General features: G+C 48.9%; 13 protein-coding genes. 11 read left to right on the top strand and 2 right to left on the bottom strand.

Going from position 1 to position 14,490, the window contains the following annotated elements:
• Positions 1 to 83: 83 nt before the first annotated feature.
• The 3 genes from GI364_RS17545 to GI364_RS17535 are packed head-to-tail and all read left to right on the top strand — an operon-like array spanning position 84 to position 2,234.
• Positions 84 to 251 (top strand): hypothetical protein, encoded by a 168-nt coding sequence (locus tag GI364_RS17545; protein WP_198850522.1) that lies wholly within the window; start codon positions 84 to 86, stop codon positions 249 to 251.
• Positions 248 to 1,801: a recombinase family protein gene (locus GI364_RS17540; RefSeq protein WP_198850521.1), complete on the top strand. Its 1,554-nt coding sequence runs from the start codon at positions 248 to 250 to the stop codon at positions 1,799 to 1,801. Before GI364_RS17545 ends, GI364_RS17540 begins: the two co-directional genes overlap by 4 nt.
• Positions 1,731 to 2,234, top strand: coding sequence for a glycosyl hydrolase family 18 protein (locus tag GI364_RS17535; RefSeq protein ID WP_233095845.1), 504 nt, complete (start codon positions 1,731 to 1,733; stop codon positions 2,232 to 2,234). Before GI364_RS17540 ends, GI364_RS17535 begins: the two co-directional genes overlap by 71 nt.
• Positions 2,235 to 2,450: 216 nt before the next feature.
• Here GI364_RS17535 and ptsP read toward each other — a convergent pair whose 3' ends face one another.
• The gene (gene ptsP, locus GI364_RS17530) at positions 2,451 to 4,175 is read right to left on the bottom strand and encodes a phosphoenolpyruvate--protein phosphotransferase (RefSeq protein WP_370541793.1); all 1,725 of its coding nucleotides are present in this window, start codon (positions 4,173 to 4,175) and stop codon (positions 2,451 to 2,453) included.
• Between the two features lie 263 nt (positions 4,176 to 4,438).
• Here ptsP and GI364_RS17525 point away from each other — a divergent pair, with 263 nt between their 5' ends.
• The 8 genes from GI364_RS17525 to GI364_RS17490 all read left to right on the top strand — a co-directional run bounded on the left by GI364_RS17525 (position 4,439) and on the right by GI364_RS17490 (position 12,234).
• A complete protein-coding gene (locus GI364_RS17525) occupies positions 4,439 to 5,176 on the top strand; it encodes a GNAT family N-acetyltransferase (RefSeq protein WP_198850519.1) in 738 nt (245 codons plus the stop codon).
• Positions 5,177 to 5,252: 76 nt separating this feature from the next.
• Positions 5,253 to 5,702 (top strand): SRPBCC family protein, encoded by a 450-nt coding sequence (locus tag GI364_RS17520; protein ID WP_198850518.1) that lies wholly within the window; start codon positions 5,253 to 5,255, stop codon positions 5,700 to 5,702.
• Position 5,703: 1 nt separating this feature from the next.
• Positions 5,704 to 6,552: an AAA family ATPase gene (locus GI364_RS17515; protein WP_198850517.1), complete on the top strand. Its 849-nt coding sequence runs from the start codon at positions 5,704 to 5,706 to the stop codon at positions 6,550 to 6,552.
• Positions 6,553 to 6,621: 69 nt separating this feature from the next.
• On the top strand, positions 6,622 to 7,524 hold the full coding sequence (locus tag GI364_RS17510) for a VWA domain-containing protein (RefSeq protein ID WP_198850516.1): 903 nt from the start codon (positions 6,622 to 6,624) through the stop codon (positions 7,522 to 7,524).
• A 68-nt stretch (positions 7,525 to 7,592) separates the two neighbouring features.
• A complete protein-coding gene (locus GI364_RS17505; RefSeq protein WP_198850515.1) occupies positions 7,593 to 8,408 on the top strand; it encodes an FAD binding domain-containing protein in 816 nt (271 codons plus the stop codon).
• Positions 8,409 to 8,411: 3 nt separating this feature from the next.
• Positions 8,412 to 8,927 carry a (2Fe-2S)-binding protein gene (locus tag GI364_RS17500; RefSeq protein WP_198850514.1) on the top strand — a complete coding sequence of 172 codons (516 nt, stop codon included), beginning with the start codon at positions 8,412 to 8,414 and terminating at the stop codon, positions 8,925 to 8,927.
• Entirely contained in the window at positions 8,927 to 11,239 is a 2,313-nt protein-coding gene (locus GI364_RS17495; RefSeq protein ID WP_198850513.1) for a xanthine dehydrogenase family protein molybdopterin-binding subunit, read from the top strand. Before GI364_RS17500 ends, GI364_RS17495 begins: the two co-directional genes overlap by 1 nt.
• Positions 11,240 to 11,568: 329 nt before the next feature.
• On the top strand, positions 11,569 to 12,234 hold the full coding sequence (locus GI364_RS17490; RefSeq protein WP_198850512.1) for a PAS domain S-box protein: 666 nt from the start codon (positions 11,569 to 11,571) through the stop codon (positions 12,232 to 12,234).
• Between the two features lie 94 nt (positions 12,235 to 12,328).
• Here GI364_RS17490 and GI364_RS17485 read toward each other — a convergent pair whose 3' ends face one another.
• Complete coding sequence (locus GI364_RS17485) at positions 12,329 to 14,269, bottom strand: hypothetical protein (RefSeq protein WP_198850511.1); 1,941 nt, start codon at positions 14,267 to 14,269, stop codon at positions 12,329 to 12,331.
• Positions 14,270 to 14,490: the final 221 nt, after the last annotated feature.

Below are 14,490 nucleotides of genomic sequence, written 5' to 3'. Positions count from 1 at the left end.
TAGATGTGTAGAAAACACATCTTTTTTTATTCTGCAAGTGGACAATCTGTCTTTGCATAAGCATGTCCTGAGGGGTGATGCTTGTGCGAAGACCAAATAAGATTGTCGTGACCGAAGTTACATACGGAAAGCATCCCATCCAACAATTGACACAGCAAATGATTGAACTCCTTGTCCTCAATCGATACACTTTATCTAACCCTATCCATCCTTCGCACACCAAATCGGTGAGCGGAGGTAAACACTTATGACTGTTTGTGCGATTTATGCTCGTGTATCGGATGATTCGCAACTCAAAGGCGATTCCATTGAACATCAAATCAGCTACTGCAGAGAGAACGCCCGACGTCGAAGCCTTGACGACGGGACACATTGGCTAACACCTGATGCGTTCATTTACGTTGATGAAGGCATTACAGGGACGAGCATGATAAAGAGAGCTGCAGTACAACGGTTGATCCGTGATGCCCGAGCGCATCAATTTGAAGTGGTACTCTTTAAGGGGATTTCCCGATTTGCCCGTGATACAGTTGATGCCCTCTTGATGCTGCGAACGTTGACAGCATGTGGCGTACGAGTCGTTTCCATGGAAGAGAATTTTGATAGTCAACATGATAATGCGGAATTTATCTTTACGATTCACAGTGCCCTGGCACAGGCAGAATCGGAGAAGACGGCGATTCGTGTGCGTGTGGGGGCATCACAAAAGGCACAGTTAGGCAAGTGGAATGGGCAAGCCCCAGATGGGTTTATTCTCAATCGCGAGACAAAGCATCTTGAAATTGACGAGACGTTTGCTCCAGTGATTCGAGACATCTTTAATATGTATCTCGGCGGATACGGTGCTCGTAAGATTACCCACGTATTAAACAATGAGGGTCGTTACACCAAGCGGGGGAACCTGTGGACACAGCGAAACATCTCGCGTCTTCTTCGAAACCCTGTCTATGTTGGTGATGTGGTATACGGACGACGAGAAAAGCGTATGGCACTCCCTGACGCATCCGATCCTTTAGCACGAAAGAAGCGAGCCGTGTGGGTGAATGACCCTCAGCGCTTAACTGTATGTGAAAATGCACATCCAGGTATCGTGTCAAGGGACGTGTTTCAGAAAGTGCAAGAGACGATGAACAAACGACGCCCAACATCTGGACCAACTGATAACGGCTACTTGTTGACCAAGGGGCTGCTGATGTGTCGGTGCGGCAGTGCCATGACGATTAACTACAATCCTGCAGGGACAGCCTATTATCGTTGTATCCGTAAGCGTGAATCGGGGCAAGCAGCTTGCAACAGCGGATATATTCGTGCGCATGATTTGGAGCAGGCTGTGCTATCGAGCATTAGAACAGAAGTTCTTGAAGCCATTCAGTATGAAGGGCTTGTGATTCCGCAACCATCAACAGAAGAAAATGAGCAACAATTAAAATTAATTCGCGATAAAATTGCATTGGAAATTGATCGATCGCAACAATTGTTCGATAAATATACTGATGGATTGCTCTTGGATGAACAATATCTACAAATGAACAAGACCATTCAGGCGCGATTGAAAAGCCTTCAAAGAAATCGCGACCACTTAATGCACCAGATTGATGCCAAAAAAGAGGAACTCGACGCGGAGAGACTGATACGGCAGGCAATGAAGGACTTCCTGAGTGTTGATACTACTGATGCCAGATTGACACGTGAAATTTTGAAGCTATTTGTAGTAAAAGTGACTGTTTTGGATGGCACAGGGGGTAGTAAACAAATACGTATTGATTACCGTTTTGAGAAGCCTCTGCATAGCGCTATGTAGTAAGTTGGTAGTCGGAGGACCCCCTCGTGCCGTCGCTCCCATCAATCAGGTGAAGGCCGTTCTCGACTATGCGACGAGTGTGATGGACTCAAAGAAAATACTGTTGGGACTCGTGTTGTACGGATATGACTGGCAGATTCCTTGGCAAAAAGGAACGCTGGCAAAGGGGATGTCTTGTAATAAGGCACAAAACCTTGCCATAGCGAAGGAGTCGCCCATAGAATTTGAGCCCCAGTCCGCATCGCCCAAATTCGATTATGTTGAGGGTGGGCAAAAACATACTGTCTGGTATGAAGATGCACTGAGCATCGCAGCAAAGTTAAATCTTCTTTACGAATACAATTTGCGCGGCGTTACCTATTGGGTTTTGCCCAATAAGTTTCCTGGGAATTGGAATTTGCTGCACGATGCGTTTGACATAAAGACAGTGTAGAGAATCAAGCTATAAGTGAAAATTAGAATGGGGACTGAGAAGGCAAGACGTTGGCTCGCACAAGTTCGAGTATCCGAATGGGGCGTTGTAAAACTTGGAGTCTGAATGTGACTGGAGGAGAAGCGGGAAAGTCCCGTCTCTCCTTCATCCGCTTGTCTCCACATTGGTATGGACCACGGTTCCGGATGCACTGCGCAGCGCAACTTATCTCCTTTTCTATCGATACCGTTGCAATAATTCCTGCACGGCAGTTGAACTAGGTTGTTGTATCAGTTCTTCGGCCAATGTCCGCAGGTTGCCCTGATTGGAGTTTCGCACCAACTCTCGAACTTCCAAAATAGAAGACGGACTCATGCTCAGTTCATCCATGCCAAGACCAAGGAGTATCGGCACAATTCTTATGTCTCCTGCCATTTCACCGCACATCCCTGCCCATTTTCCGTGATGGTGTGCTGCGTCAATGACCATCTTAATCAGCCGCAGAATGGCCGGATGATAGGGTTGATATAAATAGGAAACTTTTTCATTCATACGATCCGCTGCCATTGTGTACTGTATTAAATCATTGGTTCCAATTGAGAAGAAGTCTACTTCTGGTGCCAACTGTTCCGCAGAAATGGCTGCAGCGGGAACTTCAATCATGATGCCTTGTTCCAAGCCGGCGTCGAAAGCTATACCTTCCCTTTGCAATTCCTCTTGAGCCGCCTCCAGCCCTGCTTTGGCTTGTCGAACTTCCTCCAGTGTAGCAATCATGGGATACATAATTTTTACTTTGCCATAGTGACTAGCCCGCAATATGGCTCGCACCTGTGTTTGAAACAGGGATTGCTGGTCCAGGCTTATGCGGATGGCCCGGTATCCCAAGAATGGATTGAGCTCGCGCGGAAGATTCAAATACTCCAACGATTTGTCGCCGCCGATATCCATGGTTCGTATGATGACTGGTCTGCCGTCCATTGTAGAAACGGCCCTGCGGTATGCCTCAAATTGCTCCTCTTCAGAAGGAAGCTCGTGGCGGTTCATAAACAAAAATTCCGAGCGGAATAGGCCTACTCCTTCAGCACCATTCTCCATTGCTGCGATTGCATCTTCGGGCACTCCAATATTGGCAGCTAGTTCGACGCAGAATCCATCAGTGGTTGTGGAGGGCTCATTGAGTAATTGGTGGAGCTGACGCTGCTTATCTGCATCTGTACGCGCCTTGGCCTCGTAGAATGATATCTCGTCTGAAGTTGGATTCAGATGCACCTCACCGGAGCCGCCGTCAACAATCGCAACCATACCGTCAACAGCTGTTTCAGAAAGGGCTTGGGCTCCTACAACTGCGGGAATCCCCCTGGTTCGAGCCATTATCGCAGTGTGAGAAGTACGACCTCCGACGTCTGTTGCAAATCCTCTCACGCGTGTCAAGTCGAGTTCGATGGTGTCTGACGGGTGTAAGTCATCGGCAACAAGAATGATATCTGTCGATTCACTTGCATTAAATCCGTAAGAAAGACCAAACAACTTGGCCATTACGCGGCCCGAAATGTCTTGTATGTCGGATGCTCGCTGCCGCATATACTCGTCGTCCATGGTTTCAAACATGGCAACAAGTTCGTCGGTCTTATCCCGCAGTACAGCTTCTGCGTTTTTAGAAGTACTCCGAATTTGCTCCGCGATGCTGTCCGCAAACGCTGGATCCTTCAAAATCATTCTATGTGCTTCAATAATCTTACCGTGCTCTGCATCAATCGTTGGGTCGGCGGCAATTTTTTCTTTAATTTCTTCGATTTCTGTCACGGCATCCTCAATCGCCTTTAAAAAGCGAACCGCTTCACGTTCCGAATCACTGACAATAGTAGGGGTGACATTATGGCTTGGAGTTCGATAAATGTGCACTATGCCAATGGCAACTCCTGCGGATGCTGCAACACCCTTGAATGACTCCGTCATACTCATGTTCACCTTCTCCATCATGTACTGTTCCTTGCTAGACGTGGATGTCAGTTCGTCTCAATGCATCCGTTTGAAGTCGTATTTTTTTAATTATAGCAGGTTGGCAATTGCTGGTGCAGTGAGTGGTTCAACGCGCAGATTCGAGAATGGCAACACGGTTATGAGTGGGTTTCTAGCGACTTCTCACTCTTTTTTATTTGTTTGCATTATTATTTGCCGTTCTGTCCAGATTAAGGATAAATTCGAGCAATACTACGGAGGTACATATGAGCAGAATTGCCGTGCGCGCGGTGGATAGGAATGACCTGGATGTGGTCGCCAAACTCCATCAGGAGATGTTAAGCGAAGAGTTTATTGTTCGATTTGGGCCCCGCTTCTTGAAACGCTACTATCGTGCATTTGCAGACAGCAAACATGCAGTGGCGCTGGTTGCAGTGGATGAGGACACAGATATGATACTGGGCGCATTACTTGGAACGTTAAACCCGTCCCTTCACTATCGTTACTTGACTCGCCGTCACGGTGTGTATTTCGCGTTTCTAATTTCCATTCAAGCTCTGCTTCACGCGAAACTGGCCAAAGAGCTTGTACGAACCCGGATAAGACGCTATACCCAAGGGGTTCTCCGGAGTATAAAGAGAAATGCAAAGACGGATGCCGTCATTACAACTTCCCTTGTTACCAAGGTCAGTGATATCACTCACTTATTCGTAAACAGCGACGTACAATCTGCCGGTGTGGGCACGTCCCTAATCCTTTCATACCAATCGTTGGCCATAGAGAGAGGCGTGCGCTATATCGATTTGGTGACAGCGCCAGCAGGTATGAATGGAGCTGGTGCATTTTACGAAAAATTTGGCTGGAAGCTTCAGAGAACCCATATCAGTCACAGCGGAGAAGAGTTTCTCTTGTATCGCCTTGACCTTCATGATGTTGCACATGGACCGGCAAGAATCGAGCCAAGGGATGTCCCACACTCATCTTCACATAAAATTTCAAATTAAATTCACAACTCTGATAAAATGAACGTGTATATTCTCACAGCTATATGAGACCTATCAAAAATGTAGGAGGGAGTCCATGCTCGTCTCAGGTACGAAAGATTTTCCGACATCCCCGGAAGACACGTTCAAGTTACTCACGAATCCTGACGTGATTGTCAAGGCTATGCCGGGGATGAAGTCACTGGAGCGCATTACAGAACACTCTTTTAAGGCTTCTATGGAGGTTGGAGTAGGCGGTATTAAAGGTGCGTACGACGGGCAACTCGACCTGAAAGATGTTCATCCCGGCAAGGGTTACCGATTGGTTGTACATGGTGAAGGGCAACTTGGTTTCATGGACGCTGACGTCAAGATGACTCTTGCCCCCGCGGACAATGGCACGACTCTTTCCTATAACGGTGAAGCTAAAGTCGGGGGCACTGTGGCAGGCGTCGGTCAGCGGATGCTCTCCGGTGTGGCAAGAATGCTTATCAACCAGTTTTTTAACCACGTTTTACAGTCAGCTAATGAGGCATCCAAGGCGTAGTATGAAGACCCTTACGAGTCGTGTTGAATTGCAAAGCAGGCTTCGAGACACTGGATATTTGGCAGATGAGAAGTTGTCTGAAATGACGTTACTGGCACTGGACATGAGTCGACCCCTGTTATTAGAGGGCCCTGCGGGCGTGGGCAAAACCGCATTGGCACAAGCCATGGCAACCGTTTTGAATCGGGAGCTGATTCGGCTCCAGTGCTACGAAGGACTTGATGACACGCAAGCCCTCTACGACTGGAACTATCACAGACAACTTGTCGAGTTGCGGCGCAACGAGGACGCAGATATTTTTACCGCAGACTACCTTTTGCCTCGACCATTGATGAAAGCGTTGCTTTCACAAAGGGGAGCCGTGTTGCTCATAGACGAGGTTGACAGGACAGATATGGCATTCGAGTCACTCTTGCTTGAGTTTCTAGCTGATTTTCAAATCTCGGTGCCTGAATGGAAGACTGTATCGACAAACGTGGCGCCTGTTGTTGTGTTGACTTCCAACCGGGTGCGTCCGTTAAGCGATGCTCTCCGCCGACGCTGCCTCTACCAGTTTCTTGATTGGCCGAATTTGTCCAGCGAAACAGACATTGTAGCCTCACATGTCCCTGGTTTACCACTAGACGCAGTCAAGCGGATTGTCCAGGCGGTTCAAACACTGCGCTCTTGGGATTTAATGAAACTACCCGGTATCTCTGAATCTATTGATTGGGCTAAGGCCTACTTTTACAACCAGCCAGTGGACTTTTCCGAAGAATGGATGGGAGCAACCCTTGGTTGTGTCATAAAGGACGTCTCTGATTGGGAGATGGTGCTTGGGCGCTTGTCGAAGCTTCTGGACGGAGTCTGAAAGGGTCTTGGGGAATTCGATTCGGGCGATTCCACACCCGAGAATGCGGGTAATGGGACATCCCGTGATATGGATTCCCAAGCAAGAAGTGATGATGAATCTCAGTCCGGAGTTTCGCACAACGAGAATGAAGTGGGTAACAATGAAGTGAGTAACAATGAAGTGAGTAACAATGAAGTGGAAAACAGGCAACGGGATCTAAGCGGTCTATCGGAGTATGGGAGTGCATGGGCCAGTACCCGCGAAGGAGGCCAGTTAGACAGAGGATTTTTTCAGAAACCACCGCGCTGGACAGACAATATCACAGGACGGACGTCATCTGCTTTCATGTCCATACCAAGCCGCAGACCCTTCTTGACTGCTGGAATAAAACGCCTGGACTGGTCCAAAACCATCAAAGCGTTGGCAAAGGCGGGGAACCAAGGTATAAAACCGCAGTTTCGCAGGTCTCATCGAATGCCAGGACGTCTGGTCGTCCTGTGGGATGTGAGCGCATCAATGTCGGATTATTTCGATTTATATTTGCCTTGGCTTCATGGTCTTGTCGGTCGGCGTCCCAATACTGGCGTATTTGCTTTCGCAGCCAAAATGGAGGACATGACTGCATTACTGCGAGGGTCTCATCGAGATGCGGCGAATCGACTGGCTGAGTTACAGGGGCTTTTTGCTGGAGGTACAAAAATTGGGGTTGTCGTAAACCGCTGGATTGATATTTACGGTGAGCTCTGGCTTCGTCCCCCGTGCAGGGTGGTGGTGATTAGTGATGGCTGGGACAGAGGAAATCCGGAGCTGGCCGGAACAGCATTTGCTCGTATCCACAAGACGGGTGCGCGGGTTCTCTGGATCAATCCATTAGCGGCTACACCTGGCTTCTCCCCGCGCACCAAAACCTTACTGGCGGCGATGCCGTATTTGGATGGAATTGAATCAGGTCACTCCCCCAAAACCTTACTGGGCTTGTTAAGAGGATAGGATGTCATCGCCAAACCTGGCCTTAACCTACAAGTCATATCAAAATACCGACGAAGGGAAGAAAGTACATGAAGCCGGTTGCCTTTGATTATTACCGTCCAGAGAACTTGGCTGATGCCGTACAGGTATTGCAGTCATCACCCCAAGCAAAGATTCTTGCAGGCGGTCAAAGTCTGATTCCTATGATGAACTTTCGTTTGATGCGGCCCGAGACGCTGCTTGATATTACAGGTCTGACGGAGCTGGATTACGTGGAACGAACAGACAGAGGATTAAGAATTGGTGCGTTGACCCGTCACCAAAACTTGCATATGAGCAAACTCGTTCACGAACACTTTCCTGTCTTAGCGGAAGCTGCCGGAGAAATTGGGCACTGGGCCATTCGAAACCGGGGTACGCTCGGTGGATCGTTAACCCACGCCGATCCCGCTTCCGAGTTGCCCGCTGCAATGGTTGCACTGCATGCAGACATCGAAATCGCAAGCAGTGACGGCACTCGGACTGTGCCAGCTGAAGAATTCTTTCTCGGTTTTCTGACAACCGACCTTGGACCCAATGAACTTGTTACGGGCATCGAGGTTCCTGTTTCTGATACCAGCCAGTTTGGGTTTTCGGAATTTGCCCGCAGACCCGGGGATTTTGCTTTAGCCGGAGCCTTTGTGGAACTCCATGGCACTGACCGGGGCGCCGTAACCTGGTTCGGCGTAAGCGGCGGACCGGAACGGCGAGAAACAAGGTTTCCTCAGAACCGACAGGAGCGCGAAGCTGTGTTCATTGATTTAACACAAACCTTTGACCCTCTTGATGAACCAGAGTATAAGCGGCGCTTGGCCGTGACAGTTGCGGAGGATGCCTATCAGAATGCAGCAGGGAGGCTTGATTAAACCATGACAACACAGCAAAATCTGACCCGGATTCAACTCAGTATTAATGACGAACAGCGTACGGTTGACGTGGAGCCGCGATGGCTGTTATCGGATGTGCTGCGCCATGAATTGGGACTGACAGGAACACATGTGGGCTGTGAACAGGGTGTGTGCGGCGCTTGTACTGTGCTGGTTAACGGACAACCACAGCGCAGCTGTCTCATGTTCGCCGTTTCAGCACAGGGCAGTGAGATAAGAACGATTGAGGCTGCCACTCCCGTTGAGGGGTTAAGTCCACTCCAGGCCGCGTTTGAAAAACACCACGCTTTACAATGCGGGTTTTGCACGCCTGCGATGGTGCTGACTGCAGAGGCTTTATTAAAAATGAATCCCAACCCAACCGAGCAGGAAGTGCGTGTGGCTCTGTCTGGGAACATCTGTCGCTGTACGGGCTATCAGTTTATCGTCGACGCGGTTTTGGAAGCTGCCGAAGCCTATCGAAGGGTGTCGTCCACGACACAAAGGGAGGGACAGTAATGGGTGCACCGATGAAGCCTCAGTTTACCGGAGCCCGCGTCACGCGACTGGAAGATGCCCGCCTTTTGTCAGGTCAGGGTCATTATCTTGATGACATTGCTGTGCAGGGTATGCTTGAGATGGTATTTGTTCGCTCCAACAGAGCTGCCGCTAAAATTTCTTCTATTGATCTATCTCAGGCACAGAAACTGTCAGGGGTACATGCTGTCCTGACTGCCAAGGATTGTCCGGTAAATTTATACACAAAGTCTTATGATGTGGGTCAGCCGGTTTTGGCGGACGGAGAAGTACGTTATGTCGGCGAGCCTGTTGTTGCAGTCATAGCCGAGAACCGCTACGTGGCTGAAGATGCAGCTGACCTTGTGCATATAGAGTATCAGCCGCTTGCTCCTGTTATCGACAGCCGCAAGGCGCTCAACGAAGAGCCGCGGCGGGTTTTTTCCCACAGGCCCAACACATTTTTTCACAAGGAGCACGAAACCGATGGGTTTCAGGAAGCTTTTCGCAGTGCGCCGAACCATCTCTCGCAAACCCTGACAACCAATCGTCAAACGGGTGTGGCCATGGAAACAAGGGCTTGTGCAGCCATGACGGACCCGTTGTCTGGACGACTGACGTTCTATTGCTCACACCAGTCTCCACATGAACTGCGGACGCAGTTGACTCAACTGCTCGGACTTGCAGAAAACCAGGTGCGGGTGGTGGTGCCTGAGGTTGGCGGCGCATTTGGAATTAAGGCAATGCTTTATCCAGAGTACTTTGTGACGGCCATCGCGTCACAAAAATTGAAACGCCCCGTCAAGTGGATTAGCGACAGAACTGAGGGCATGCAAAGTGACGCGCACGCCCGTGACAACATTCACGAGGTACAAGTCGCTTATGAGAATGACGGCCGCATTATTGCCATTGTTGACAGGGTTATTGGTAACACAGGCGCTTACCCGTTCCGAGGTTTTCCAGGAGCTGTGGGTGAAGCAGGATGGGCGACAGACATGCTCACAGGTCCCTATAAGGTCCCTCACGTATCTATTACAATTGACTGTGTTTTCTCCAATAAAACCCCCGTTGGAGCTTATCGAGGCGTAGGCGGACCGGTTGGTGCCTGGGTTCACGAAGCCGTCGTGGACGCAGTAGCTCGGCGTCTGAAAATGGACCCGGCTGATGTCAGGCGTGTAAATTTGATCCAGCAGGAAGACTTTCCTTACGAAACGCCTACGGGAGAACTCTATGATCCCGGTTCATATTCGGAATCCATGGAAGCTGCCCTGAAACTGGTGAATTACGAGGAATTTCGTAAGAATCAAGCTGAGCTTCGAAACCAGGGAAGGTATCTCGGGATTGGAATGTGCGTATTTGTGGAGCCGACGGCAGGGGTGTCTTCGGAAGCGGGATCGACGCCGTATGAATCGGCTTCTATTCGTATGGAACCAAACGGTACGGTGACGGCAGCGTTGGGCCTCGGACCTTCCGGTCAAGGGCATGAAACCACCATGGCGCAAATTATCGCCGATCAAATCGGCGTGGATGTTAAAGATGTGGTTGTACTTCACGGAGACACAGACAGCGCACCCTTTGGAGGCGGTACCGGAGGCAGTCGTTCCGGTGCAATCGGCGGGGGTGCAGCGATTCGAGCAGGTCAGGAAATGCGTAAGCGCTTGGTGAAACTAGCCGCTCATCTGTTGGAAGCCGCGGAAGAGGACGTTGAACTAGAAGCCGGGCAAGCACAGGTGGCAGGCGTACCATCACGAGGAATTCCGATTCGTGACTTAGCCAGAACGGCCTATAATGACGTTTCAAGGTTGCCCGATGATATGCCAATCGGTCTTGAAGTGGTAGCACGATACCGTCCGCAGCGAAGTGCAACGTATTCCAACGGAACCCACGTTGCCGTTGTTGAGGTGGACATAAGAACAGGGCTTGTAACTGTATTGGATTATGCCGCTGTCAACGACTGCGGCACATTGATAAATCCAACAATTGTTGAAGGGCAGATTCACGGCGGCGTTGCGCAGGGAATTGGCTCGGCATTTTTGGAGGAACTGAGGTATGACGCAGACGGGCAGTTGACCAACACCTCTTTGATGGACTACCTGTTGCCAGTCAGTACTGAGGTTCCACGGATGAAAATTGAACACATACAGACGCCTTCTGATGGAGAAGGCGGGTTTAAAGGCATGGGCGAAGGTTCTTTGATTGCTGCGCCTGCTGCACTGGCAAATGCGGTCTCTGACGCCCTTGCCCCTTTTCAGGTGGAGGTCACAGAAATTCCTGTCACTCCGGCGCAGGTTGTGCAGTGGACTTCGCGGACATGAGTCCGGCCAAAAGAACGCTGCGTCAGCAATTGCAGTTGATAATAGCAGGTTTCATTAGAATTTAACCAGCATAACCAGTGACGACAAAAGTGTCTAATCGTCCCTTGAGTACTGCGACTTCATACTTTCTATTTGTGAAGCGCAGGTCACTCAACGGGACGATCTTTATTTTTTACAGATTAGAAGATATCTAGAAGAACTCATTATTAATACTGCCTATGGCTATTAGACTGAAGTTTCAAGTTACTATTACAATACGGGTTTCGTAGTAAGAATCCGTGATACTGAAACCCCTATTTGTCTAAATGCGGAGCGAGGTGATGAACTACATGCATCATTTATCTGACCAAGTGTTCTATTCTAATAAGCATTTACGAGAGGTTCATCACATGTACCGCTGTCTGGTCGAGCATTCGCCTGACGCCATTGTACTCCATTGTCATGAGCAATTCATTTACGCCAATCCTGCGGCCGTCCAACTGTTTGGAGTCAAAGATGAGAACGAGTTGCTTTCACATTCCCTGTTTGAATTTATACCATGCGAAGAACGGCAAGTCGTAGCGAAGATCATAGCACAGTTGCAAAACCAGAGTCTGGAGATGGCTCCATTATCGCTTCAAGTATTCAAGCTTGATAAAACAAAAATTGATGTTGAAGTCATGGCAACCTCCGTGGCATATGGCGGACACCAAATTGTGCAAGGAATGTTGCGTGAAGTAACAGAGAAAAAATTTGTTCAGGAACTGCAGAACCTGAACCGGGAATGGGGGATTTTCAGAGAACTCGTTGGACACTTGGCGGACAAGACATTGAACCCTCTGACCGTGATTAGGGGTTTTTTGGAGCTTTTAAAGGAAGGCAGCGATGTGTCTGTCGATTTGCTGCTGCAAGAGGCGAAAGCCATTGATGATGCTTGGAACCGTTTGATAGAGTTGTCCCAACGGGATATGTCTGATTCAAAAGGGTCACCGCTTCGCTTTTTTGGAGAAAAGTAGCTTCATTCTGTAGCTTCATTCTGTAGCTTCATTCTGTAGCTTCATTCTATTGAAGGCGGCTCGAGTGCAACACCTCGAGCCGCCTTCAATACTACTACCATGAATGAAAGGAGAGCCGACCGTTCAGCATATTATGGGACATGGTAACAGAATTGCCCGTAGAATTTTGCAGTGTTTCCCGCTCAATCATCGGTTGAACTATGATTGAGTCTATTTTTGCTTCATGACCCTTGGCCCCCGCGTAAGCAAGTCGTATGACATGTGTTCCCTTTGCAAAAAATACGGGCTTTGTAAGCATGTGCATCCACAAGTAATCTGGTGTGGGAGACCCCCCCTGCACCCCGGCCCCGCCTTGATTGATTGTTCCAATGTCACGGTGGTCGGCATATACGCGGACCCCCAGTTTACCGACGGGAAGCTGCTGCTTGTCGTAAGAAAGCTGAATCAGGTACATCCCTGAGTGAGCAACAGTTATAGTATAGGCTAGTTGACTTTTTGGGACCAGTACTCCGAAGCTGCCAGTTCTCCAGAGAAAATCTCCAGACCATTGATTAGGGGCCGACGCAATGGAAGCCCCATTAGAAGGCGTTCCGGAGCTGCCATCAACGATGAGCGGCTTTGTTTTGGAGACGACCCGGTTGTAGGGCAGGTACGTCCGCGCGATTGGATTGCTCTCCAAGTTCATCATCGCTAGTAAACCAGTGAGCGTCGACTCTGCTCCAGAATTTTTATTAACAGTCTTATCGTTGTTGATTCCGTCGAAGGTGATCCCAGTCCGCGGATGATACATCACGGTGTGAGCACGATTGTTCCCTTCGTACCATGTGCCGAGAATTCCCGCTTCTTTGGCGTAAGTAGGGTTGCCTGTCACCTTGCCCAACGTCAGCAGGCTGTCAATCATGGATTCTGCACCGTAGGAAATCTGAGTTTGGTTGTCAGGAGCCGGCAGCCACCCATTGTCTGGTCCGAAAGAAATAATCATGTGCGGATACAGGGAGTTGGCTGCTCTTTCTGCGGATTGAATAAACTGAGGGTTTCTTAAAATCTTTCCCGCCTCAGCCAGTGCCATGATTTGACGATTTCCCCACGCTTCCCACATATCAATTGATTTCTGCCATGGCATATGAGCGTTATACGGCCACTGATTCTGTGCAGAACGAATCTGAGACTTCATGACTCCCGTGGATAATTCATTCAAGACTTTTCGTGCCGTGGAATTGTGAGTATCTTTGTAGTACTGGACTAATCCCAGCATCGCAACTGAAGAGGCATCCGACCCATCGGATATCAACCACTGAGGCATTTTGTAGCCGTGGATAAGATAGTATTTCCCGTACTTCGATGATACTTGAGTTCCAAGACTGTGAATGGCTAACTGCATTCTGGTGCGAAGAGCATCTGCAAAAGAGGGGTCAACGCTTCTAAACACGTGGTAGCCCTCAGACATGGCCCACAGACTTCGAGCAGCCCACCAGTCAAAAGTGCTTCCGGTGTCTTCAGAAGGTACAGGATTGAGATTTGGCTGTCCGTTGGGTTCAATCCAGTTCACAAAGTTCCCCGCATGCGGCCCCGAATTGATTTGCATATACATGATGGTACGTAAAGCGGCACGCGCCATAGTAAGGCTGAATCGGTCATGATAGATTTGGTAGTGACGCAAATACACCACTGAAATTCTGGCTATATCGTCTATATCGGCCTCACCTTGACCCCACGTATTTGCTGTGGAATTGTAGGTTCCGCCACCCACTCTTTTATACTTTCCATTTGATTGCAAATTCGCATACACCCACCATACATCCAGCGGAGTTCCTGGGTTGACCGTAGAGTGGTGAGGGAGCGGCGATGACGGATAGGGTACCGTCGTATGAAGGGAATTTAAGTGTGATAAGTTGACATACGGTGAGGCTTGACGAAGTTCTTTCGATACCGTCTTTCCGTTCGTTGATGCGTGGGCGATTGTCGGGGTGAGCGTTAATGAGATGGACAGTATGGACGTCACTCCAAACGCCAGAAAGCGCTTACCATTCAGCATAACTTACATTCCTCCTTGAAATAATTTCTAGGCATTCATATTATGGCTATTATTATAATACTTAAAATTATAAGTCAAGTATTGCAATGAATTTCGTTGATTGAGGCGCTAGTATGCTCTTTGCCGGGTTCCTTTTTTAGCATCAAATTTAATAAAATCAATACTTGCATTATTTATTATATTTATTATAATAAGATTCAACATAACTCTGGGATGTTGCA

The organism is Alicyclobacillus sp. SO9, from assembly GCF_016406125.1.
In the GTDB taxonomy this organism is placed as follows: domain Bacteria; phylum Bacillota; class Bacilli; order Alicyclobacillales; family Alicyclobacillaceae; genus SO9.
This window is presented reverse-complemented; position numbering and strand designations above follow the sequence as displayed.

Excerpts from the sequence above, each read along its gene's own strand:
- GI364_RS17500 (WP_198850514.1), top strand. The coding sequence starts at position 8,412 with ATGACAACACAGCAAAATCTGACCCGGATTCAACTCAGTATTAATGAC.
- GI364_RS17505 (WP_198850515.1), top strand. The coding sequence starts at position 7,593 with ATGAAGCCGGTTGCCTTTGATTATTACCGTCCAGAGAACTTGGCTGAT.
- GI364_RS17540 (WP_198850521.1), top strand. The coding sequence starts at position 248 with ATGACTGTTTGTGCGATTTATGCTCGTGTATCGGATGATTCGCAACTC.
- ptsP (WP_370541793.1), bottom strand. The coding sequence starts at position 4,175 with ATGAGTATGACGGAGTCATTCAAGGGTGTTGCAGCATCCGCAGGAGTT.
- GI364_RS17535 (WP_233095845.1), top strand. The coding sequence starts at position 1,731 with ATGGCACAGGGGGTAGTAAACAAATACGTATTGATTACCGTTTTGAGA.
- GI364_RS17495 (WP_198850513.1), top strand. The coding sequence starts at position 8,927 with ATGGGTGCACCGATGAAGCCTCAGTTTACCGGAGCCCGCGTCACGCGA.
- GI364_RS17525 (WP_198850519.1), top strand. The coding sequence starts at position 4,439 with ATGAGCAGAATTGCCGTGCGCGCGGTGGATAGGAATGACCTGGATGTG.
- GI364_RS17520 (WP_198850518.1), top strand. The coding sequence starts at position 5,253 with ATGCTCGTCTCAGGTACGAAAGATTTTCCGACATCCCCGGAAGACACG.
- GI364_RS17490 (WP_198850512.1), top strand. The coding sequence starts at position 11,569 with ATGCATCATTTATCTGACCAAGTGTTCTATTCTAATAAGCATTTACGA.
- GI364_RS17515 (WP_198850517.1), top strand. The coding sequence starts at position 5,704 with ATGAAGACCCTTACGAGTCGTGTTGAATTGCAAAGCAGGCTTCGAGAC.
- GI364_RS17510 (WP_198850516.1), top strand. The coding sequence starts at position 6,622 with ATGGATTCCCAAGCAAGAAGTGATGATGAATCTCAGTCCGGAGTTTCG.
- GI364_RS17485 (WP_198850511.1), bottom strand. The coding sequence starts at position 14,269 with ATGCTGAATGGTAAGCGCTTTCTGGCGTTTGGAGTGACGTCCATACTG.